This window comes from Peribacillus frigoritolerans (assembly GCF_004358755.1).
In the GTDB taxonomy this organism is placed as follows: Bacteria; Bacillota; Bacilli; order Bacillales; family Bacillaceae; genus Bacillus_P.
The window spans coordinates 188,058-208,807 of sequence record NZ_SMZY01000004.1 but is presented as its reverse complement, the minus strand read 5'-3'; the positions used below and the strand labels follow the sequence as shown (position 1 = coordinate 208,807).

General features: G+C 41.8%; 20 protein-coding genes. 17 read left to right on the top strand and 3 right to left on the bottom strand.

Going from position 1 to position 20,750, the window contains the following annotated elements:
• Positions 1–52 precede the first annotated feature (52 nt).
• On the bottom strand, positions 53–1,567 hold the full coding sequence (locus E2R53_RS18690) for a UDP-N-acetylmuramoyl-L-alanyl-D-glutamate--2,6-diaminopimelate ligase (protein ID WP_133313277.1): 1,515 nt from the start codon (positions 1,565–1,567) through the stop codon (positions 53–55).
• Between the two features lie 88 nt (positions 1,568–1,655).
• Positions 1,656–2,618: a D-2-hydroxyacid dehydrogenase gene (locus tag E2R53_RS18685; protein ID WP_133313276.1), complete on the bottom strand. Its 963-nt coding sequence runs from the start codon at positions 2,616–2,618 to the stop codon at positions 1,656–1,658.
• A gap of 211 nt (positions 2,619–2,829) precedes the next feature.
• Here E2R53_RS18685 and E2R53_RS18680 point away from each other — a divergent pair, with 211 nt between their 5' ends.
• From E2R53_RS18680 to nadE, 12 genes are all read left to right on the top strand, one after another.
• Positions 2,830–3,120 (top strand): hypothetical protein, encoded by a 291-nt coding sequence (locus E2R53_RS18680; protein ID WP_133313275.1) that lies wholly within the window; start codon positions 2,830–2,832, stop codon positions 3,118–3,120.
• A gap of 74 nt (positions 3,121–3,194) precedes the next feature.
• Positions 3,195–3,425: an excisionase family DNA-binding protein gene (locus E2R53_RS18675; RefSeq protein WP_070879744.1), complete on the top strand. Its 231-nt coding sequence runs from the start codon at positions 3,195–3,197 to the stop codon at positions 3,423–3,425.
• Between the two features lie 140 nt (positions 3,426–3,565).
• A complete protein-coding gene (locus E2R53_RS18670) occupies positions 3,566–3,994 on the top strand; it encodes a YwqH-like family protein (protein ID WP_133313274.1) in 429 nt (142 codons plus the stop codon).
• Positions 3,995–4,255 (top strand): YwqI/YxiC family protein, encoded by a 261-nt coding sequence (locus E2R53_RS18665; protein WP_133313273.1) that lies wholly within the window; start codon positions 3,995–3,997, stop codon positions 4,253–4,255.
• 12 nt (positions 4,256–4,267) lie between these two features.
• A complete protein-coding gene (locus E2R53_RS18660) occupies positions 4,268–6,196 on the top strand; it encodes a ribonuclease YeeF family protein (protein ID WP_133313272.1) in 1,929 nt (642 codons plus the stop codon).
• 15 nt (positions 6,197–6,211) lie between these two features.
• On the top strand, positions 6,212–6,904 hold the full coding sequence (locus tag E2R53_RS18655) for an SMI1/KNR4 family protein (RefSeq protein ID WP_133313271.1): 693 nt from the start codon (positions 6,212–6,214) through the stop codon (positions 6,902–6,904).
• Between the two features lie 218 nt (positions 6,905–7,122).
• Entirely contained in the window at positions 7,123–8,148 is a 1,026-nt protein-coding gene (locus E2R53_RS23860; RefSeq protein ID WP_435796802.1) for a pre-toxin TG domain-containing protein, read from the top strand.
• A 202-nt stretch (positions 8,149–8,350) separates the two neighbouring features.
• A complete protein-coding gene (locus tag E2R53_RS18640; protein WP_133313270.1) occupies positions 8,351–9,124 on the top strand; it encodes an NUDIX hydrolase in 774 nt (257 codons plus the stop codon).
• 54 nt (positions 9,125–9,178) lie between these two features.
• Positions 9,179–9,727, top strand: coding sequence for a cysteine hydrolase family protein (locus tag E2R53_RS18635; protein ID WP_133313269.1), 549 nt, complete (start codon positions 9,179–9,181; stop codon positions 9,725–9,727).
• A 19-nt stretch (positions 9,728–9,746) separates the two neighbouring features.
• Entirely contained in the window at positions 9,747–11,219 is a 1,473-nt protein-coding gene (locus E2R53_RS18630; protein ID WP_133313268.1) for a nicotinate phosphoribosyltransferase, read from the top strand.
• A gap of 27 nt (positions 11,220–11,246) precedes the next feature.
• A complete protein-coding gene (gene nadD / locus E2R53_RS18625) occupies positions 11,247–11,861 on the top strand; it encodes a nicotinate (nicotinamide) nucleotide adenylyltransferase (RefSeq protein ID WP_133313267.1) in 615 nt (204 codons plus the stop codon).
• A gap of 12 nt (positions 11,862–11,873) precedes the next feature.
• The gene (gene nadE / locus E2R53_RS18620) at positions 11,874–12,695 is read left to right on the top strand and encodes an ammonia-dependent NAD(+) synthetase (RefSeq protein ID WP_133313266.1); all 822 of its coding nucleotides are present in this window, start codon (positions 11,874–11,876) and stop codon (positions 12,693–12,695) included.
• A 604-nt stretch (positions 12,696–13,299) separates the two neighbouring features.
• Here nadE and E2R53_RS18615 read toward each other — a convergent pair.
• Positions 13,300–14,970 (bottom strand): glutamine--tRNA ligase/YqeY domain fusion protein, encoded by a 1,671-nt coding sequence (locus tag E2R53_RS18615; protein ID WP_133313265.1) that lies wholly within the window; start codon positions 14,968–14,970, stop codon positions 13,300–13,302.
• Positions 14,971–15,200: 230 nt separating this feature from the next.
• Between E2R53_RS18615 and E2R53_RS18610 the strand changes: the two genes are divergently transcribed.
• From E2R53_RS18610 to E2R53_RS18590, 5 genes are all read left to right on the top strand, one after another.
• Positions 15,201–16,217: a Bug family tripartite tricarboxylate transporter substrate binding protein gene (locus E2R53_RS18610; protein ID WP_133313264.1), complete on the top strand. Its 1,017-nt coding sequence runs from the start codon at positions 15,201–15,203 to the stop codon at positions 16,215–16,217.
• A 129-nt stretch (positions 16,218–16,346) separates the two neighbouring features.
• Positions 16,347–16,799 (top strand): tripartite tricarboxylate transporter TctB family protein, encoded by a 453-nt coding sequence (locus E2R53_RS18605; RefSeq protein ID WP_133313263.1) that lies wholly within the window; start codon positions 16,347–16,349, stop codon positions 16,797–16,799.
• 24 nt (positions 16,800–16,823) lie between these two features.
• Positions 16,824–18,350: a tripartite tricarboxylate transporter permease gene (locus tag E2R53_RS18600; RefSeq protein WP_133313262.1), complete on the top strand. Its 1,527-nt coding sequence runs from the start codon at positions 16,824–16,826 to the stop codon at positions 18,348–18,350.
• A 54-nt stretch (positions 18,351–18,404) separates the two neighbouring features.
• A complete protein-coding gene (locus E2R53_RS18595) occupies positions 18,405–20,012 on the top strand; it encodes an ATP-binding protein (RefSeq protein WP_133313261.1) in 1,608 nt (535 codons plus the stop codon).
• The gene (locus E2R53_RS18590) at positions 19,996–20,685 is read left to right on the top strand and encodes a response regulator (RefSeq protein ID WP_353653485.1); all 690 of its coding nucleotides are present in this window, start codon (positions 19,996–19,998) and stop codon (positions 20,683–20,685) included. Before E2R53_RS18595 ends, E2R53_RS18590 begins: the two co-directional genes overlap by 17 nt.
• The last annotated feature ends 65 nt before the right edge of the window (positions 20,686–20,750 follow it).

Genomic DNA, 20,750 nt, shown 5'->3' with positions numbered 1-20,750 from the left:
ATGCCTATAGACAGCCTAATAAATTTCTGGAAGCAGCAAAAAGCCATGAGCTTTATGCTTCAAGCTCATGGCAGTCATGATAATAAGATTGGTAATGAGATTCGATGATTTCCTCGTCTGAATGAGGAATTTCTTTGCCTTTTACAATTTGCGCTCCATTTATACAGCCGCTGGTAAGGAGAATGATGTCATCTGGTTCACCTGCTGCCAGAGAAGCGATGACTCCTTCTTTACGAGTGAGGGCTGCTTTGATGTTTGGCGCTTTCGGCTGCGAAAATCCTTTCATCACTTGATCAATGATGATTTGAGGATCATGATTGCCGGGGTGGTCTACCGTTACAATGACTTCGTCTGCATGTCCTTCAATGGCTGCGGCCATCTTAGGCATTTTATTAAAGTCGCGGATGCCGATTCCTGCAATCATGACAATCAGACGGTTGTATTCCATTTTCTTTACTTCTTCCACCAGACGGGTAAGTGCAACAGGTGTGTGGGCATAATCCAGAATGATTTTCTTGTTGTCCGGCCCGGTAATAACCTGGAAGCGTCCTTCTGGGCTTTCAAGCAACGGGAGGACGCGCAGAATATCTTCCATTTTGTAGTTGAATAAAAGGGCTGTTCCAATCGCAGCAAGTGCGTTGGCAATGTTATAGGTTCCGAAAATAGGAGCTGTTGCCTGATGAATCTTCCCATTATAAGAAAGATCAAAAGTAGTTCCTATATCGGAAAATTGAATGTTGTCGGCACTGATATCAGCCCCGCTTACCGGAGACAAGCTATAGGTCATTTTTTTTCCGCTGTATGTTTGTGCAAGCTCAAGCCCCATATCCATGTCATCAAGATTAATAACAGCAGATTTTGCCTGGTCAAAAAGAGCCAGTTTGCATTTTTTATAATGATCAATCGTTTTATGATATTCAAGGTGTTCTTCAGAAAAGTTAGTAAGAATCGCTGCATCAAATTCGATGCCGTGCACTCGTTTTTGGTCTGTTGCGATGGAGGAAACCTCCATCACAGCTGCTTTATCGCCAAGCTCCGTCAAATCATGAAAGATTTGATGAAGATCGGTGGATTCAGGAGTTGTCGGTGTGCTCTTTTTATATGACAGCTTATGTGTAGACGCCCATATTCCAGTTGTTCCGATTGAACCGGCTGGAAGATCTAACAGCGTCAGAAGAGAGCGCACATACGCCGCAACAGTCGTCTTTCCATTGGTTCCTGTAACCCCTATGGTTTTAAGTTTTTCATCAGAATGATTATGAAACCTTTTTGCAAAAAGAGCCATTGTTTCTCTAACGTCTTCTGCAAGAATGAAAGTATGATCAGGATAGTCGCGGCTCAGCTGCCCGAGCTTTTCAAAGCTCGTTCCGATAACGGCAGCTGCGCCGTGCGCCAGTGCCTCATCAATATACTGATGACCGTCATGCTCCTCGCCTTTCATGCTGAAAAAAAGGGCACCGGGCTTGACCTGTTTTGAATGAAAAGCAAGGCTTGTTATGTTTTGAGAGGCTTGTCCGAAAATATGCTGCAGAGTAAGGTTTTCTAGTTGATCAAATTGTATAATCATTCGTGTTCCTCATTTATGATTCTGGATTTGAATTAGTCTTTATATTTTCCAATACAAGCGCTCTTCCTATACTAAAAATTTATAACAATCAGTATCCTTTTTTATAATCGACTAAGTTTATCGAAGGGGTGTCTCCCGTTAGATACTGCTTCAAATTAGGAATCAGAATGGTTTCTGCAAGGCGCTTGTTGTAGTATTCTGTTGAACCGGATGTATGCGGGGTAATAATCACATTTTCAAACTCCCACAAGAGACTCTTTTCCCCAAGCGGTTCATTTTCAAACACATCAAGGCCTGCTCCTGCAATTTCTTTTTCCTGAAGCGCTAGTATGAGATCTTCCTCAGCCACAGTCTCGCCTCTGCCAATATTAATAAAGAAGGCAGAGGACTTCATTTTTTTAAACTGCTCGTATTTGAAAAGCTGATGAGTATCTTTTGTAAGCGGCAATGTTACGGCCACATAATCACACTGAGGAAGGACATGATCCAGCTGATCACTTGTATACATTTTATCCACAAACTCTGCAGGCTTGCCCGAATGGCGCACACCAATCACGTTCATGCCAAACGCTTTGGCGATCTTAGCTGTTTCCTGGCCAATCGCTCCAACTCCAATAATGCCAATTGTTTTTTCGTGAATCTCGAGCTTCATATCAGCATGATGCCACTTCCGTTCGGCTTGGTTTCTAACATACGTATGTATTTTTCGAGTCAGCCCGAGCATAAGGGCAAAAATCGTTTCTGAAATTGGGAAAGCGTGCACACCGTTTGCGCTGGTTAAGAGAATCTCTTTCTCATTAAGTGCTTGAAGCGGCATATTATTGACTCCGGCACTCCAGGACTGGACCCATTTAAGCTTTGAGTCCGCTGCAAGGCAATCTTCTTCCATCTCTTTTTTCCACCCGGCAATCACTTCAGCATCCTTAAGGTGATCCTGCCAGACGGATTTGTCTCTTCCTGCGATAATTTCCCAGTCAGGAATGATAGCTGTTATCTCATTGATGTGTTTTTGATCAAGATCTTGTGCGATGATAAGTTTTCTTTTTGTCATGATTAATCCTCCCAGTAATGTTCGTATGAAGTTAATATTATCAGAAAATTCGATTTAGCTATGCATGGGAAGTTTTATGGGAACTATATACATTTCTTTCTGTCTGATTTTTTAAAAAATATAGTTTTTCCGCGTGAAAATTGGGTAAAGAGTTAGGAGGGAAAATTTCCTAGTTTCGGAACTATTAGATAATGAGGTGATTTTCAAAAAAATGAAGATACTTCAAGAGCGTTTTTATCCAAGTGTCAGCAGGGTTCTGGCTTTAGCGGGTGATCATGAGAATAACCCTCAGTTTCTGATTGGCTATGACGTGGAAGGCAATCAGTTATTTCATGTAAGATGTCCAAATGGCTATTCCTTTCTCTACTTGTCATCGCATCTAAGCGCTGATGTAGCCGTTGTTTGCGGGATGGAAAATCATCAATCAGAGTCCTGGCCGGATTTTTATTTTTCTGTCGATCACGAGAGCGGAGCATTGAACCGAATTTGCCGTGCTAAATGAATGCGGCTTTCCTTTATTGCATAATCCAACTATAATAATGGATACCAATTATGCAGGGAAAGCGGGAATTGAACATGTATCTTACAGTTAAAGAAACAGCTGAGCATTTGTCCATGCCGGAAGCGTATATTGAAAATCTGATTTTGCAGAAGCAAATCAGAGCAGTTCATGACGGAGAGCAGTATTTGATCAACAAAGAGCAGTTTACGACACATTTGGAACAGATGGAAAAATACAAAGAACAGCTGGAAGAGTGGCTGAGCAAACCAATTCCCGAAGACATTGACATCAAAGATGAAGATTAAAGAAGTGCACACTCTGCACTTCTTTTTTGTAGGAAAAACATGACCGCTGTCAAATTAAAGCCATTGGTCCTATTCAACCGTGCTACTATCTACCTTATACTATAAAATATGGAAATTAATTCAGGTCAGAGGTGATCAAAATGGGTTTTTCGGAAATGCTGAATCAAATTCACGGTGCGATATCCTATCAATCTTCGGAACTGAACGACCAGATTAATAGACTTCAGCGTGCTAAACAGCAGATTGAACATGAACAGATAGAATGCATGAATGAGATGCGCAAGATTCTTGATCCCGAGCTTGATCATTTATGGAAAGGGTCAAGAGCGGATGATTTTCATGAAGACCGCAATGAAGCTTATAAAGTGATGCGTCATATTGCAGATGAAGATTATGATGCTTATAAGCAGAGAATTCAGTGGAAAATTACCTCTCTTGAAATCGACAGAACGGTCTTAAATGCAGTCAGCGGACTAGCGCATGAAGCAGACAAGCTGCTGGCCGTTGGCGAGGATGCATTTGAGGAGCTTGGAAACAGAATAGACGATTTAAAAAGGCGGTTGTTTTAAATGACCCAAATTAAACTGAATCATGCCGAGATGATGAAGCAGCTGGATGAAATTAAGCGGGCATTGGATGCCTTAGTTTTAGACGGACCAGAAGATGCCGGCCAAAACAAGCTTGACTTCACGGTTAAATGGCAGGAGCGGGAGGAAATGATTCATCAATTTGTCTCGCAGTACGTAACGATTGTCCAGAAAAATGTAGAAGATACGCGTGCAAATGTGGATTCATTGAAAGAACAAGATGAAGCGATTGTCCACAGATAGGACAAAAGGGAGGTGGCAGCGATTAAAGTTTACGAAGCAAAAACGTTAGTGTCGGCAACGGAAAAGAGAGCCAGGCAATACGAAGAGCTGAAGGAACAGCTGAATCAGCTGAAAAAACAGTTTTTAGATATCGTGAACTCTGGTGATGAATTCCAGGGAAAAGGGGCAGAAGCAATAAAAGGCTTTTATTCTGCACAAGTCGATGTTGTGGAAGCCTGGATGAGACTCATAGATAAAAATATCGCTTTTTTCAAAGGGATTCCCGGTGATGCGGAAGATGCAAAGCTCTCAGGCGATACCTTTGTCCAAATGTCCTTTATAGAAGAAAATGTGCCGCGTGCTCAAAATCGTGCGAAGGAAATGGTCCATAGCCAGCAGGATGCTCTTCAGTCCATCTTTCGCAGTATTGATGATCTTGTCCCGCTGCATGTTTTTTCAACCGACACATTCGAAGACCACATGGCAAAAGCTGAAAAAGAACGCTCCCAAACGATAGACGCGGTTAATCAGCTCGATCAGGCGCTGACAGAAGAATACGCCATCTCAGAAAACGATCAAAGCTACCTGGTCGGCCTGTTCGGTCAGCTGCTCGAGTCCTCAAGACAGGGCAGCACCATCACACCCATCAACTTCGATGCAAAAGCCTACCAAAACAGTGAAATCTACAAAATGAAAAAGGACATCGAAAACAGCTCCAAAGAATATCTATCCTTCAAGAACGACCAGGCGGAAGCAAGAAAACAAGCAAAAATCGCCGAGGAACTCGAAAACCGCCCATGGTACGAAAAACTCTGGGACACCACCAAAACCTTCACCGGCGAAGTTTCCGGCTACTATGACTACAAACGAGCCACAGAAGGTGTCGACCCCATCACAGGAGAAAAGCTTACAGATGCCCAGCGCATCGCAGCCGGAGCCATGGCAGCAGCCGGCTTCATCCCGGTCGTCGGCTGGGCAGGCCGGGCTGCCAAAGGCGGAAGCGCGATCTATAAAACGGTTAAAGCCTATAATGCGGCAGACCATGCGCTTGATGCTTACAAAACCTCTAAATCATTTAGCACGCTCCAGAAGACGGAGATGGGGATTTATGGGCTGGTGTCGGCTAATGGGCTGGGTGAGGCTGTTTTAGGCAAAGATATGTTTGGGAATCAGCTGACAGACCAGCAAAGGCAGCAGAGTCTTATGCAGGCTCTTGGAATTCTGGGAGTTGGCGGTGCGGCTTATGGATTGGATAAATTGGCTGCGAAGAATGGCGGATTGTTGAAGGGGCCGTATAGTAATAAGTTTGTTAATAAGCAGATAGAAAACGCGAATGCTATTTTAACTAACATTGGAAAAAGAGTAGGTAATTTTCAGGTTCCTGTTAGGATAAAGGGTGAGGCCATTGCGACTAACACTGGGATAAATATGAATGTTTTTAATGTGGAAACTAAGGCATTAAGAGATGTGATGATGCAGGCTAAATCTGTTAAAATGAAAGAAGGAGTTACAGATAAAAAGTATGCACATACTGAAAGAAAAATATCAGATGACTTATATAGAAAACTAAGAAAAAAAACGCCTACTGAAGAAATTAGAGATATGGTTAACAAAGATGTTGAACTGCCTATGCCTGATCCGGCAATTCCAGGAAAAATGATAACCACCCGACTCGAAGCCGATCACATTGTATCCATGGATATAATCTCGAAACTTAATGGATTTGATAACTTGAGTTATAATCAGCAGTTAGAAGTTTTGAATAATATTGAAAATTTTATAGGTTTAAGTAAAACAGCAAACACTTCAAAAGGGTCAAAATCTTATTCTGAGTGGACTATTTATAAAAAAGAGAATATAGAAATTGATCCTATATTCAGAGAGAAAATGATGAAAAAAGAAATTGAACTTGAAATAAAGTTGCAGAAACAAATAGATGAATTTTTAAAGGATGATTCATAAAGGAGATGAGAGGTTTTGGAAAAGGTAGATTATTTAAAGAAATATAATAAAAAGATTCAAATTATTGACCTTGAAAATACAATTAACACCAATTTTGATAATATACCTAGTCTATGGGTAGATGTATTTATGGAAAAAGACTTTAAAAGGCAAGTTGAATTGCTTTTAGAAAACTGGACTAAACATCTAGGCTCAGAGCTGTCTAATACGATAGCATATTTGAAAAGTAATCTTATAGATTTAGATCTTTTAGAAAATGAAGGGGCTTACTCAATTCTTTACAGTATAAAGAATTCTGAAGGCCGTATTTTATATTATGAAGGAAAGAACCCGAATAATCATTTTCACAACAAGTCACTGATAAATAATTGGGACAAGATATCTACTTCAATAAGAACCTTTTATGAAAAAATACATGATGGATTTTACTATTATGCGAGTGAGTCAATGGGGCTGGTGTCATTAAATTCCGTTACCTACCTTGATGAATATGAATGGGGAATACTTGATGAAATAGATGATCCTATAAAGATTAATTTACAAACATCATATGGATTTTTCAGTAATGGAATGGGTGGCTATGTGGTTTTTGATTTTGAAAATGGTCAAAATGATAATGCTGCACTCTGGTGGAATGATGAGTATCCTGATTACAATATCAATTTCTGGGATGTAGTAGATGAGTGGATAGTTGTTGGTTTTGAGTAAGGAGCTTAATACGAAGTAAGTTTCATAGCTATTAAAGCCTCAATGAAGGGGGCTTTTTTTATAGTTTTATAGGTAAAGCGTGCAATAACATGACTCTTGCCCAGCAAAAGAAAACATGGAGCGGGGACTTATTAGGGACATCGTTAACAGCTCCAAAGAACCTGAACAAGCAGCAGTAGCCAGAAACTGAAAATCCCCTAGGAACTCGAAGCACGCCCGTGGTACGAAATACTCTGGGACACAAAACCTTCACCGGCGAAGTATCCGGCTACTATGACTACAAACGAGCCACAGAAGGCGTCGACCCCGTCACAGGAGAAAAGCTCACAGATGCCCAGCGAATCGCAGCCAGAGCCATGGCAGCAGCCGGCTTCATCCCAATCGTCGGCTGGGCAGGCCGGGCTGCCAAAGGCGGAAGCGCGATCTATAAAACAGTTAAAGCCTATAATTCGGCAGACCATGCGCTTGATGCATATAAAACCTCTAAATCATTTAGCACGCTGCAGAAGACGGAGATGGGGATATACGGGCTGGTGTCGGCTAATGGGCTGGGTGAGGCTGTTTTAGGCATAGATATGTTTGGGAATGAGCTGACAGAAGAACAGCGCAACCAGAGTCTGTTTAATGGTTTTGCTATCTTGGGAGTTGCGGGAGCAGGCTATGGAATTGATCGGTTGGCTGCGAGAAAAGTTCCAACTACTAAGCCTCCATACAGCAATAAGTATGTACAGGAAAAACTTGCAGTTGCGCAGCACACGCTAATAACTATTGGAAGTAGGATTGGCGATTTACCAATACCTGTAAAGGTCAATGTTCAAGAAATGAGAACGAACACAGGGTTTGGTGTGAAGCAGATTTATGTGGAGACGAAGTCAGTTCGGGATGTTATGCAGATGAGTAGTTCTGGTAGAATGGGGAGTACAGATACGGTTACTCCTAATCAAGCAAATCGACTTATACCTGGTAAACCTGGTCATACTAATAAAGGAAACTCTACAGAATTGGGTAAGAATTTAATGGAGTCTATGGGCTTTCCACGTTCATTAAATTGGAAAGGATATCAAGCTCAGCATATCATTCCTAAAAACTTATATAATCATCCCATTATTAAAAAGATTGGAATGGAGATGGATCATAGTTCAAACGGGATTTTTCTCCCTATTCCTCATGAAGAAGTAAGTGCGTTATCTCGGCATAGAGGATTTCACAGCGATCTAGATGATTTTCTAAATAATAATAAATAAATAAAACTGATGAAACTTTTCCAATAGTAACTAATCATTAACCTTGAAACCTAACTGCTTTCAAGGTTTTTTTCGTAAATATAATAAAAACCATTTCAAAAATTCCCCACATAATTCATTGACACCCTCCCAAAAATAAAGTATAAATAAATTAACAATTAACAACTTGTTAATTAAAAATGAATTAAGGAGCCAGTTAGTCATGTCAAACGATGAAGCTCTTAAGAAATACGATATAAAAAAATACAGGACTCCTGATGGATACACTTCAGATATTTGTGTGTTTACGATTGTGTCTGAAAGCGATGGCGAGTATAAGCCGCCGCTGATGGATTTGAAGCTGATGCTGATTCAGCGTGCTGCGCTTGATGCAGAAGGGAATCCAAATATTGAGGCAAGCAAGTGGGCGGTTCCGGGCGGATTTGTTCAGGATGATGAGTCGGCGTTTGAGGCGGCTAAGCGGGAATTGGAAGAGGAAACGAGTGTTTCCGGTGTTCATGTGAAGCACTTTGGCGTGTATGATAAGCCGGGACGCGATCCGCGCGGCTGGATTATCTCGAATGCTCATTATGCGATTGTTCCTGAGCATTCGCTGTCTCTTAGAAAAGCTCAGGATGATGCTGCAGAGGTAGAGCTTTTCTCGATCAACGATGTTTTGAAGCTGGATCTTGCGTTTGATCACAGGGACATTATTGAGGATGCTATTAAAATGATTAGGAATGATCTTTTGCAGACGACTGTGGCAAAGAATTTTCTTCCTGAATTCTTTACATATTCGGAGCTGCAGGCGGTGCTGAAGACGGTGACAGATGATCCTGCCATTGCAAGTGATCAGTCTTTTTCAAGGAAAATTAAGACGCTGCCATTTATCAAGGAGGCAGAAGGAAAGACATCAAGGACGTCAAAAAAACCGACGCAGCTTTATACGTTTGTCGAGATGGATGTTGTCAAACCGATTTATACAGCACGTTATTAGATTTGATAATTAACAATTCATTAAGTGTTAAATACTATAGGGGAGTGGACATTGATGAAAAGAGCGTTAATTAACATTGACTATACGGTGGATTTTGTAGCGGATGATGGAGCCCTTACTTGCGGAAAGCCTGGGCAGGCGATTGAGGATGAGATTGTAAAGCTTACGGAGTCATTTATAGATGCAGGAGATTATGTGGTTTTTGCCATTGATATGCATTATGAGAATGATGAGTTTCATCCTGAAAGTGCTTTGTTCCCGCCTCATAACATTGAAGGAACAGCTGGCCGCAGACTTTTTGGGAAGCTTGAAGATGTTTATGAGCAGAATAAAGAGAAAAATCATGTACAATGGATGGATAAAACAAGATACAGTGCGTTTGCGGGTACGGATCTTGAAATGAAGCTCCGCGCACGGGGCATTACAGAAATCCATCTTGTTGGGGTTTGTACGGATATTTGTGTGCTGCATACGGCAGTTGACGGTTTTAATAAAGGCTTCAAAATGGTTGTTCATGAAAAAGCAGTGGCAAGCTTTAATCCTGATGGCCACGCATGGGCGCTTTCTCATTTTAAAAATAGCTTGAATGCACGGGTTGAATAGACAGATGGAGGTTCCTTTGATGAAATACACAGACGACAGTTTAATGCTTCATACGGATCTTTACCAAATTAATATGGCTGAAACGTACTGGGAAGATAACATGCACAACCGGAAAGCTGTGTTTGAAGTCTTTTTCAGAAAGCTGCCGTTCAGCAATGGCTATGGGGTTTTCGCCGGTCTTGAACGCATTGTCGAGTACTTGCAGAGTTTTTCCTTTACAGAAAGTGATATAGAGTATTTAAGAGATGAATTAGGATATAAAGAAGATTATTTGGAGTATTTAAAAGAGGTTCGCTTTACTGGAAATGTGCGTTCAATGGTTGAAGGAGAACTTGTTTTTGCAAATGAACCGATTCTTCGCATCGAGGCGCCGCTGGCAGAAGCTCAGTTGATAGAGACTGCTTTGCTTAACATTGTGAACTATCAAACATTGATTGCGACGAAAGCGTCACGCATCAAGCATGTAGTAGGCAATCAAAGTGCGATGGAGTTCGGAACACGCAGAGCACATGAAATGGATGCGGCAATTTGGGGAACCAGAGCTGCTTATATCGGCGGGTTTGATGCGACATCAAACGTACGCGCTGGCAAAATGTTTGGCATTCCTGTTGCAGGCACACATGCTCATGCATTAGTTCAAGCTTATCGTGATGAATATACTGCTTTTCATAAATATGCTCGCCGTCATAAAGATTGTGTTTTCCTTGTCGATACGTATGATACGTTAAAATCAGGGGTTCCAATCGCGATTAAAGTGGCAAAAGAGCTTGGCGACAAGATAAATTTTAAAGGAATTCGCCTTGATAGCGGGGATCTTGCTTATCTGTCAAAGAAAGCAAGAAAGATGCTGGATGAAGCAGGATTTACTGAGACGCAGATTATTGCTTCGAACGATTTGGACGAAAATACAATTATCAACTTAAAATCACAAGGTGCGCAAATTGATTCATGGGGAATCGGCACGAAGCTGATTACTGCATATGATCAGGCTGCTCTTGGTGCTGTCTATAAATTAGTATCCATTGAAAATGAAAACGGGGAAATGAAGGATACTATTAAAATCAGCGGAAATCCTGAAAAAGTGACGACGCCGGGGATTAAAAAGGTATACCGCATCATTAATTCCGTCAATAAAAAATCAGAGGGCGATTATATTGCGCTTGAGGATGAAAATCCGCAGGCAGAGGAGCGCTTAAAAATGTTCCATCCGGTTCATACGTTCGTCAGCAAGTTTGTAACGAATTTTGAAGCGAAGGAACTGCACCGTGATATTTTTGTTGATGGAAAATTAGTTTATAACCTTCCTGAGCTCCAGGAGATTCAGGACTATGCAGCTCAAAATATGGATGTCCTATGGGATGAATATAAGCGGACGATGCACCCTGAAGAGTACCCGGTCGATTTAAGCGAACGCTGCTGGGAGAATAAGATGCGAAATATCGAAGAAGTGAAATCAAAGGTTAAAGACATGATCGAACAGGGAAACAACTAAAAGAGGGACGATGGGAGAGAAGCTCAAGTGGGGAAGATAGGGATTTATGGTTCATCGTTTGATCCGATAACAAATGTTCATTTATGGACGGCAAGCACCGTTGCACATCGCTGCAGGCTGGATAAAATCATCTTTCTGCCTTGTTCAAACAAACGGAAAGATAAACTGATGAAGACATCTGATTTGCACCGCTGGAATATGCTTGAGCTTGCTCTTAAGGGAAATGATAAGTTTTTGGCTGATGATCATGAAATTAAGCAGGAAGCCTGGAATGTCTATACGTATTACACGCTGGAGCATTTTAAAAAGAAATACCCGAATGATGAAATTTATTTTATTATGGGTGCTGATTTGCTTGTTGATATCGCAGAGGGCAAGTGGAAATATGATCAGGAACTGATTTCAAGCAATAAATTTATTGTGATGGCCAGAGAAGGCATCGATATGCTCCGGACGATTTCCCGTTCCCCAATTTTGCGGAATCATGATGACGGCTCAACTTTTCACTTGATTGATAAGGGTCTTGCAATGGAAATCAGCTCTACATACATCCGCGATGAGTTTTCAAAAGGCGGGGAGCCGCGCTACCTGCTGCCTGATGCTTGTTATGAATACATTAAAAAACATTCTTTATATCAATAGGAGGAATTTTTGATGAGCTTGCAAGAGAAGATTATGAGTGATTTAAATGTTAAACCTGAAATTGATCCGAAGGCTGAAATAAGAGAACGCATTGAATTTTTAAAAGACTATGTGAAAAAAACAGGTGCTAAGGGATTCGTTCTTGGCATCAGCGGCGGTCAGGATTCTACATTGGCAGGCCGTCTTGCACAGCTTGCTGTTGAAGAATTGCGCAGTGAAGGAAAAAGCGATGCAAAGTTCATTGCGGTCCGCCTCCCTCATGGTGTTCAGCATGATGAAGATGATGCGCAGCTGGCTCTGAAATTCATCAAGCCGGATCAATCGATCACGTTTGATATTAAAACGACGGTTGATTCCTTTGAAAAGCAATATGCAGATGCCGTTCAGGATGAGCTGAGCGATTTTAATAAAGGGAATGTGAAAGCAAGAACACGCATGATTACACAATATGCGATTGCAGGACAGGCTGGACTGCTTGTCATCGGTACAGATCATGCTGCAGAAGCTGTCACAGGGTTCTTTACGAAGTATGGGGACGGAGGAGCAGATCTGCTTCCTTTAGCTGGTCTCACTAAGCGCCAGGGCAGAAGCGTGCTGAAAGAGCTTGGAGCAGAAGAAAGATTATACTTGAAGGTTCCGACTGCTGACTTGCTAGACAATAAACCACAGCAGGCTGATGAGACAGAGCTGGGTATTACTTATGATGAACTTGATGATTACTTAGAAGGAAAATCAGTGTCAGAAGAAGTCGCTTCTAAAGTGGAAAAGCGCTACTTAATGACTGAGCATAAACGCCAACTGCCAGCGACCAAGTTTGATGGATGGTGGAAATAAATAAGGAAAAGCAGCCGTCATTTTTGCGGCTGCTTTTTACATTTGTCTATGATTGAGGAAAATGGAATCATAGCGTACATTTGATTCCATTTTCCTTCGCCAAAATCAAAATGGAGGAATCATAGCGTTCAAATGATTCCTCTTGAAATGTTTTTCGATTTGGGCTGTAAAATTCGAAATAACGGCTGAAAGTTTGCGGAATTTGGCTGATAAAGGGTCCTTCCGGGGCTCCACACTTTTTTATTTTTTCATTTTGTAGCTCACTGCCTGCAAAATAAATAGTTTTTCCTGTACACTCAGCATTCTCCAGCTGCCTGCCTTGATTTTCATGATTCTTCGTCCTCCTTTCTGCTTAGTATTTATTTTGTATATCCTTAATTTTTCTTTGTTAGTACGTTTATACCGCGAAAAAATAAGATTAAAACCATCCAAATCTCTGCAATGTTCGGGTTGGACTTTGACTGGATTTGTAAAAAGAACGGTCCAGACGACGTCATTCATCTGTATTGGACAAGCTTTTCTCGATCGTCCTATCGAATGCTGAAGAACATTTCATCAAAAAAAGACCTAAATTTTGAAAAAATTTAGGTCTTTTCTATGTTTATTATAATTTGAACGAGCTCTTTAGAGAAACAATCCGGTTGTAAACAGATTTTTCAGGTGTTGAATTCTTCGGATCCACGTTGAAATACCCGTGTCGGAAGAATTGGAATTTGTCCTGACCCTTTACGTCCTTCATGTTTGGTTCTACAAAACCTTGAACGACTTCTAAGGAGTGTTCATTTACGTAATCAAGGAATGTTTTTTCTTCTGCTTCCTCTTCGCTTTTCTCCGCTTCCAGGTCTGCGTCAAGAATCAGCGGCTGATAGAGACGGAATTCTGCAGGAACGGCATTTGCAGCATCTACCCAGTGAATGGTGCCTTTTACTTTGCGGCCTGTAAAGCCTGACCCGCTTTTCGTTTCAGGGTCGTATGTGCAGTGCAATTCAACGACATTTCCGTTTTCATCTTTGATGACTTCTTCACATTTAATGAAGTAAGCATGTTTCAGGCGCACCTCGTTGCCAGGGAAGAGACGGAAATATTTTTTCGGAGGATCTTCCATGAAATCGTCCTGTTCGATGTAGATTTCTCTTCCGAACGGGATTTGGCGTGAGCCCATTTCAGGCACTTCAGGATTGATCTCTGCATCAAGCATTTCTGATTCGCCTTCAGGATAGTTTGTAATCACAACTTTAAGCGGCTTAAGGACACCCATTGTACGAGGAGCTTTCAGCTTAAGATCTTCTCTTGCGAAGTGCTCGAGCATGGCTTCGTCAACAGCTCCGTATCCTTTAGACACACCAGTTTCTCTTACAAAATTCCGGATGGCATCTGATGTGTATCCTTTTCTTCTAAGACCTGATACCGTTGGCATGCGCGGGTCATCCCAGCCGTCTACAAAGCCTTCGTCAACGAGCTGCTTCAGCTTGCGCTTGCTCATAACGGTGTTCGTGATATTTAAGCGGCCAAATTCAATTTGCTGAGGCTTGCTTTCCATTTCACATTCTTCGACAACCCAGTTGTATAAAGGACGATGATCCTCAAATTCTGTTGTACAGATGGAATGAGTCACGCCTTCAATCGCATCTTCTAACGGATGGGCGAAATCATACATCGGGTAAATGCACCAAGTATCTCCAGTATTATGATGAGTCGCGTGTGATACGCGGTAAATAACAGGATCGCGAAGATTCAGGTTTGGTGACGTCATGTCGATTTTAGCCCGCAGCACCTTGCTGCCTGTTTCAAATTCGCCTTTTCGCATTTTATCGAACAGCTCAAGGTTTTCTTCAGCGGAACGATTTCGGTACGGGCTTTCTTTTCCGGGCTGAGTCAATGTGCCGCGGTATTCGCGGATTTCATCAGCAGTCAGATCATCTACGTATGCTTTGCCTTTTTTAATTAAAAGAACAGCGCGGCTGTACATTTCCTCAAAGTAGTTTGATGCAAAGTGAAGCTCATCCCATTCATAACCGAGCCATTTCACATCTTCTTTAATGGAGTCTACATACTCCTGATCCTCTTTTAAAGGGTTCGTGTCATCAAAACGCAAATTGGTTCTGCCGCCAAAGTCATCGGCAAGTTCAAAGTTAATTAAGATTGATTTTGCATGGCCGATATGAAGGTATCCATTCGGCTCAGGCGGGAAGCGGGTGATGACCGTTGAATGCTTTCCGTTCTCCAAGTCCTCTTTTATGATGCTTTTGATAAAGTTTGACGAGTTATTTTCCAATATTTATCGTCCTTTCTTCTATGTAAACTTCATTATATCCATAAATCATCAGTTCATTTTACAATTATATGTTTCCCGAGCCATTTATTCAAATGAATTCAGCTGTTATTTCACCCGTGAACAAAAAGGACAAAAAGGAACTAAAGGTTTTTATGCTCTTTACTTGTATAAACTATATTTTTTCAGAATCCTCTGTAAAATTAAGAAAACGCTTACAAAGGGGGATGTATATGTTCGGATTTAAAAAAGTATCCATGATCATTTGTGCAGGCGCTCTTGCATTAAGCTTAGGTGCCTGCAGCAGCGGTGAGAAAGCAGCTTCCGGCAGTACAGGCTATCCAACAAAGGCTTTAACGGTTGTCGCGCCATCAGGTGCCGGAGGAGGCTGGGATTTAACGGCGAGGTCATTCGTGAAGGTCTTGAGTGAAACCAAGCTTGTAGATCAGCCGCTCACAGTTGAAAACAAACCTGGCGGAGGCGGAGCGGTATTCATGGCCGAATATGCCACACAGGATGTTCAAAATAATGACCGGCTATTTGTCAATTCGCCTCCTGTTATTATCAATAACCTGAAAAAAGAAGGGAACAGTCCGTACGGGTACAAAAATACAACACCGCTTGCTCAATTGACGAAGGATTACGGGGCAATTGTTGTGAAAGAAGATTCAAAATACAAAGACCTTAAATCCTTATTGGATGATGTGAAAAAAGATCCGGGCAAGCTTACTTTTGCAGGAGGATCTGCACCAGGTTCGATGGACCACCTGATTTCGATTCTTCCTGCTTATGCAGATGGAGCGGATCCGACAAAGTTAAAATATGTTTCCTATGATGGGGGAGGCGAGGCCATTACAGCTCTTCTCGGAAACAATGCTGATGCGATCGGAACAGATGTATCAAGTGTGAAAGAATTCTTAAAGGCAGGCAAGGTTAGAGTTCTGGCAACAACAGCACCCGAGCGGCTTCAAGGCGAGCTTAAGGATCTTCCAACTGCGAAGGAGCAGGGAATTGACGCTGAATTCACCATTTGGCGCGGGGTATTCGGTCCAGCGGAAATGTCTGATGAAGCCTTTAAATACTGGGAGAAAACAATAAAAAATTTAGTCCAGTCAGAGGAATGGAAAAAGGAAGTCGAAACACAGGGATGGGAAATGGAATATAAGAATGGCGGGGACTTTAAAACGTTTTTAGAAGAGCAGGAAAAACAAGTGCAGACCTTGCTTGAGGCTGTTGGAATGGCGAAATAATTACAGGCTTCTTCTTGCTTCAAGTTTTAAGAAAGAATAAAATTCAGCGTTTCTATGTCTTGCAGCAGCGCCTAGATCTTCAGTCAGAACAAGGCGCTTCCGCTTTTCTTACAGGAAAGGATGATTCACATGTCAATCCATTTTGACAGGGCAGCAGCCGTTTTGTTTTTAACGGTCGGATCGCTCTTTATGTACGGCAGTATGCAGATCGCAGAATCTTCATATGGAAGTGTTGTCGGGCCTAATATTTTTCCGTTCTTTCTCGGTGCAATCCTTTTTCTGCTAAGTCTGCGTTTATTTTATGAAACCCTTCATTATCAAAAGAAATACGGAAAAAAGGAACCTTTGCAGATCAAAACATTCATTATTATTTTCGCTGCAGCCTTGTTTTATATTGCGCTGCTGGAAACAATCGGTTACGTCATCACGACATTTGTCTTCCTATTCATATGCTTTCAAGCAATGGAACGGGGGCAATGGGTGAAATCAATCGTGATATCTGCTTGTTTTTCTGCGGGAATCTATTATTTATTTGTTGTTGTTCTTAAAGGAACCCTGCCGAGCTTTCCGGTATGGTTTTAAGGAAATGAAAGGAGGAAAAGCACAATGGGAACTCTTGATTATCTGCTGCAGGGCTTTCAGTCAGCCTTCATTTGGTATAACATCCTCTTTGCTTTTGCAGGGGTCCTGATTGGGACAGCGGTGGGCGTTCTGCCTGGAATCGGGCCGATGAGCGGCGTAGCCCTTTTAATACCGGTCACAGCTTCTATGACTGGGGGGCTGCCGCCGGAACAAGCGGCAACAAGCGCCATCATTCTGCTTGCAGGGGTTTATTACGGAGCCATGTACGGAGGCTCCACAACGTCTATTCTTTTAAATACACCTGGGGAATCATCCTCTGTTGTCACTACACTTGATGGCTATCAAATGGCAAAGAACGGCAGGGCGGGAAGTGCACTTTCCATCGCTGCAATCGGCTCTTTTTTTGCCGGAATTGTCACGCTTATCGCCCTTATCTTATTGGCAAAGCCTTTATCAAGCGTAGCCATTAAGTTTGGACCGGCAGAATATTTTTCACTGATGCTTCTTGGCATCGCAGCAGTCAGCGGTCTGGCAGGAAAATCGGTGACAAAGGCTCTCATCATGACAATCACAGGTTTATTGCTCGCAACGATTGGAGTGGATAATGTATCAGGAGTTGCCAGATTTACATTCGATTTCCCATGGCTTTATCAGGGCATTGAATTTTTAACGATAGCTGTTGGCTTATTTGCATTAGGCGAGGTTTTCAAGACGGTCCTTGAAAAAGAAGAGGAAGATGCGGAAATTGCTAAAATCAATAACATTTTACCTTCTAAAGATGAATTGAAGGAATCAGCAGGTCCGATTGCAAGAGGTTCATTTTTAGGATTTTTCATCGGGATACTGCCGGGCGCCGGTGCTACATTGGCTTCATTTTTTTCGTATATCATGGAAAAGAAAATCAGCAAGAATCCATCGAAGTTCGGCAAGGGTGCGATTGCTGGTGTGGCTGCGCCTGAATCTGCGAATAACGCTGCATCTGGCGGCGCGATGATTCCCTTATTAACGCTTGGCATTCCGGGATCTGGGACAACTGCGATTTTGATGGGTGCCCTAATGATGTACAACATTCAGCCGGGTCCGCTGCTTTTTGAAGATCATCCTCAAGTTGCATGGGGCTTAATTGCAAGCATGTTTATAGGGAATGTTATGCTTCTTGCATTAAATATGCCGCTTGTTAAAGTGTTTGCTAAAATCATTCAAACACCGAAAAAGTATTTGATTCCCATTATTGTCGCCATTTCCATTTTTGGTGTATACGCGGTGCAGGTCTCAGTCTATGACTTGCTCCTTCTCCTTGCATGCGGTGTACTCGGCTACTTTTTGACAAAAAATGATTACCCAATTGCTCCTCTGGTGTTAGGCTTGGTTTTAGGTCCAATGATAGAAAACAATATGAGAAGGGCGCTTACTATTTCAAATGGAGAGTACAGCATTTTCTTCTCACGCCCTCTTTCCATCTCCTTTTTGATTCTTACGGCACTATGGCTGCTGATTCCTGTTTTGATGAAAAAACGGGGGAAGGATGTCATCATTAACGTAGAAGGCTAAAAAACTCCTTTTTTATAAGGAGTTTTTTTACTATGATTAAGCAGAGGTGAATGAATGCGATTACATACTAAGCTGATGATAGGGATTTGCCTGGTAGTGGTCTTGATGGCAGGGATATTTGAATTAACGTTTAAATCCATCATGGAGACCAATTTGAAAAAGGATAAAGGAATGCAGGCACTGTCTGTTGCCGAGACGATCGCTTATATGCCTGAGATCGGGGAAGCTTTCTCAGCAGAAAATCCGTCTGAAATCATTCAGCCGGTCGCAGAGAAAATCCGCAAAGAGGTGGGGGCGGAATTTATCGTCGTAGGAAACCTTGATGAAATCAGGTATTCACATCCTGATGTGGATCGATTGGGCGAAAAAATGGTGGGCGGAGATAACGAAGAGGTATTTAAAGGAAGAACCGTCATCTCTGAATCCATCGGAACCCTTGGGCCATCCCTTAGAGGAAAAGCACCCATATTTGATCTGAACAATCAAGTAATTGGAGTCGTTTCTGTTGGGTTTCTTCAGGAGGATATCGAAAAAGAGCTGACAAGTCTTGAACATAAAATCTTATTTTTTACGATCATCATTTTAATAGGCGGAATTATTTCGGCATTATTAATCTCTTTAAATATAAAAAAAGCCATATTCGGCCTTGAGCCGCGTGAGATTGCATGGATGTATCAGGAAAAGCATGCTATTTTAGAGTCCATTCATGAAGGAATCATTGCAATTGATACAGATGGGAAAATCACGGTGGTAAATGAAAATGCCCATAAAATCCTGCAGATTCCAAATGAGGTCCTGTTAAGAGGAAAGCGGATTGAAGAGATTATTAAAGATACTCATCTGCTGCAGGTGGTTGATTCCGGACAAGCTGAGTACGATCAGGAATTTATCATTCTGGAGGACGTTTTCGTTGTAAACCGCATTCCTATTTTTGATAAAAGAGGGGAAGTTATTGGCGCTGTAGCGAGCTTCCGGAATAAATCCGAGCTGTCACAGGTGCTGAAGGAACTGTCCCACGTAAAAGCATATGCGGAGGGTTTAAGAGCGCAGACACATGAATATTCAAACAAGCTGTATACACTCCTTGGACTTATCCATTTGGGTTCTTACAAAGAGGCGATTGAGTTTATTTCAAAAGAAGTAAATGTCACACAGGGATTTATTGGCTTCATCATGAGAGAAATTCCCGATCCTATTCTCGCGGGATTTATTTTAGGGAAAATCAGTCTGGCAAGCGAATTGAAAATACAGTTTTCCATAGATGAAGGAAGCAGCTTTCAGGATGTTCCGGACTCGCTGAATCGTGATGCATTAATCACCATTTTTGGCAATCTGCTGAATAATGCATTTGAAGCTGTCAGAGAAAAAGAAGATGGTGATAAAAAGGTATCGCTCTTTTTAACAGATCTGGGCAAAGAATTGATTATTGAAGTTGAAGACAATGGACCAGGTATAGAGGAAAAACATTTCGAGCGCATATTCCAGCAGGGGTTCTCTACAAAGAGCAGGGACAAAAATGCAGGCATCGGACTGAGTCTTGTTCAGCAGGCTTTGAAAAAAACGGGAGGAACGATTACGTTTTCATCGAAGAAAGAAGAAGGAACTGCATTTACTGTAGCCATTCCAAAAAGCAGGGGGTATGATCATGAATCAAGCCATTGAGGTGCTGATCATTGAAGATGACTTAAGGATTGCGGAGATTCAAAGAAGATTTCTTGAGCAGATTAAGGGATTTCAAACCATCGGAATCGCTGCTGATTATGCTGAAGCAAAAAGCTTGATTGATATTTTAAAACCTGATTTAATCCTCCTTGATGTGTATTTTCCGGATATGAACGGATGCGATTTATTAAAAGAAATCAAGCAGCTTGATAAGCAGACAGATGTCATTATGATAACAGCTGCCCGGGAAATTGAAACCGTTCAGGAAGCCATTACAATCGGAGTGTTTGATTTTATTATCAAACCTGTTGTTTTTGAGCGGTTCAAGCAGTCCTTAAAAAGATACGAAGACCACTACCGCAAGCTTGAAGCAATCAGATCGGAAAACAAAATCATGGGTCAGGAAGAAGTGGACAAGCTTCTGTATAAGCAGCAGGACATTTATGAAAAGCCCATGCTCCCAAAAGGAATCGATAAACTGACGCTGATTAAAGTCATGGAAGTGCTGGATGCGGGACAGGGACTAACGGCTGAAACCGTGGCAAAGCAAATCGGCGTGAGCCGGACAACTGCAAGGAGGTACCTTGAACATCTCATCTCCGAGGAGAAAATTGCTGCTGATTTATCCTATGGAACAATTGGAAGACCTGAACGAGTTTATATCCTTAAATAAGGTCATTTAATCGGAATAAAAGGCATGAAGTTTTCAATATATTCTAATAGTAGGAAAGGATAATT

Bases quoted from the DNA above. Each gene is read 5' to 3' on its own strand.
- E2R53_RS18690 (WP_133313277.1), bottom strand. From the start codon at position 1,567: ATGATTATACAATTTGATCAACTAGAAAACCTTACTCTGCAGCATATT.
- E2R53_RS18685 (WP_133313276.1), bottom strand. From the start codon at position 2,618: ATGACAAAAAGAAAACTTATCATCGCACAAGATCTTGATCAAAAACAC.
- E2R53_RS18680 (WP_133313275.1), top strand. From the start codon at position 2,830: ATGAAGATACTTCAAGAGCGTTTTTATCCAAGTGTCAGCAGGGTTCTG.
- E2R53_RS18675 (WP_070879744.1), top strand. From the start codon at position 3,195: ATGTATCTTACAGTTAAAGAAACAGCTGAGCATTTGTCCATGCCGGAA.
- E2R53_RS18670 (WP_133313274.1), top strand. From the start codon at position 3,566: ATGGGTTTTTCGGAAATGCTGAATCAAATTCACGGTGCGATATCCTAT.
- E2R53_RS18665 (WP_133313273.1), top strand. From the start codon at position 3,995: ATGACCCAAATTAAACTGAATCATGCCGAGATGATGAAGCAGCTGGAT.
- E2R53_RS18640 (WP_133313270.1), top strand. From the start codon at position 8,351: ATGTCAAACGATGAAGCTCTTAAGAAATACGATATAAAAAAATACAGG.
- E2R53_RS18635 (WP_133313269.1), top strand. From the start codon at position 9,179: ATGAAAAGAGCGTTAATTAACATTGACTATACGGTGGATTTTGTAGCG.
- E2R53_RS18630 (WP_133313268.1), top strand. From the start codon at position 9,747: ATGAAATACACAGACGACAGTTTAATGCTTCATACGGATCTTTACCAA.
- nadE (WP_133313266.1), top strand. From the start codon at position 11,874: ATGAGCTTGCAAGAGAAGATTATGAGTGATTTAAATGTTAAACCTGAA.
- E2R53_RS18610 (WP_133313264.1), top strand. From the start codon at position 15,201: ATGTTCGGATTTAAAAAAGTATCCATGATCATTTGTGCAGGCGCTCTT.
- E2R53_RS18605 (WP_133313263.1), top strand. From the start codon at position 16,347: ATGTCAATCCATTTTGACAGGGCAGCAGCCGTTTTGTTTTTAACGGTC.
- E2R53_RS18600 (WP_133313262.1), top strand. From the start codon at position 16,824: ATGGGAACTCTTGATTATCTGCTGCAGGGCTTTCAGTCAGCCTTCATT.
- E2R53_RS18595 (WP_133313261.1), top strand. From the start codon at position 18,405: ATGCGATTACATACTAAGCTGATGATAGGGATTTGCCTGGTAGTGGTC.
- E2R53_RS18590 (WP_353653485.1), top strand. From the start codon at position 19,996: ATGAATCAAGCCATTGAGGTGCTGATCATTGAAGATGACTTAAGGATT.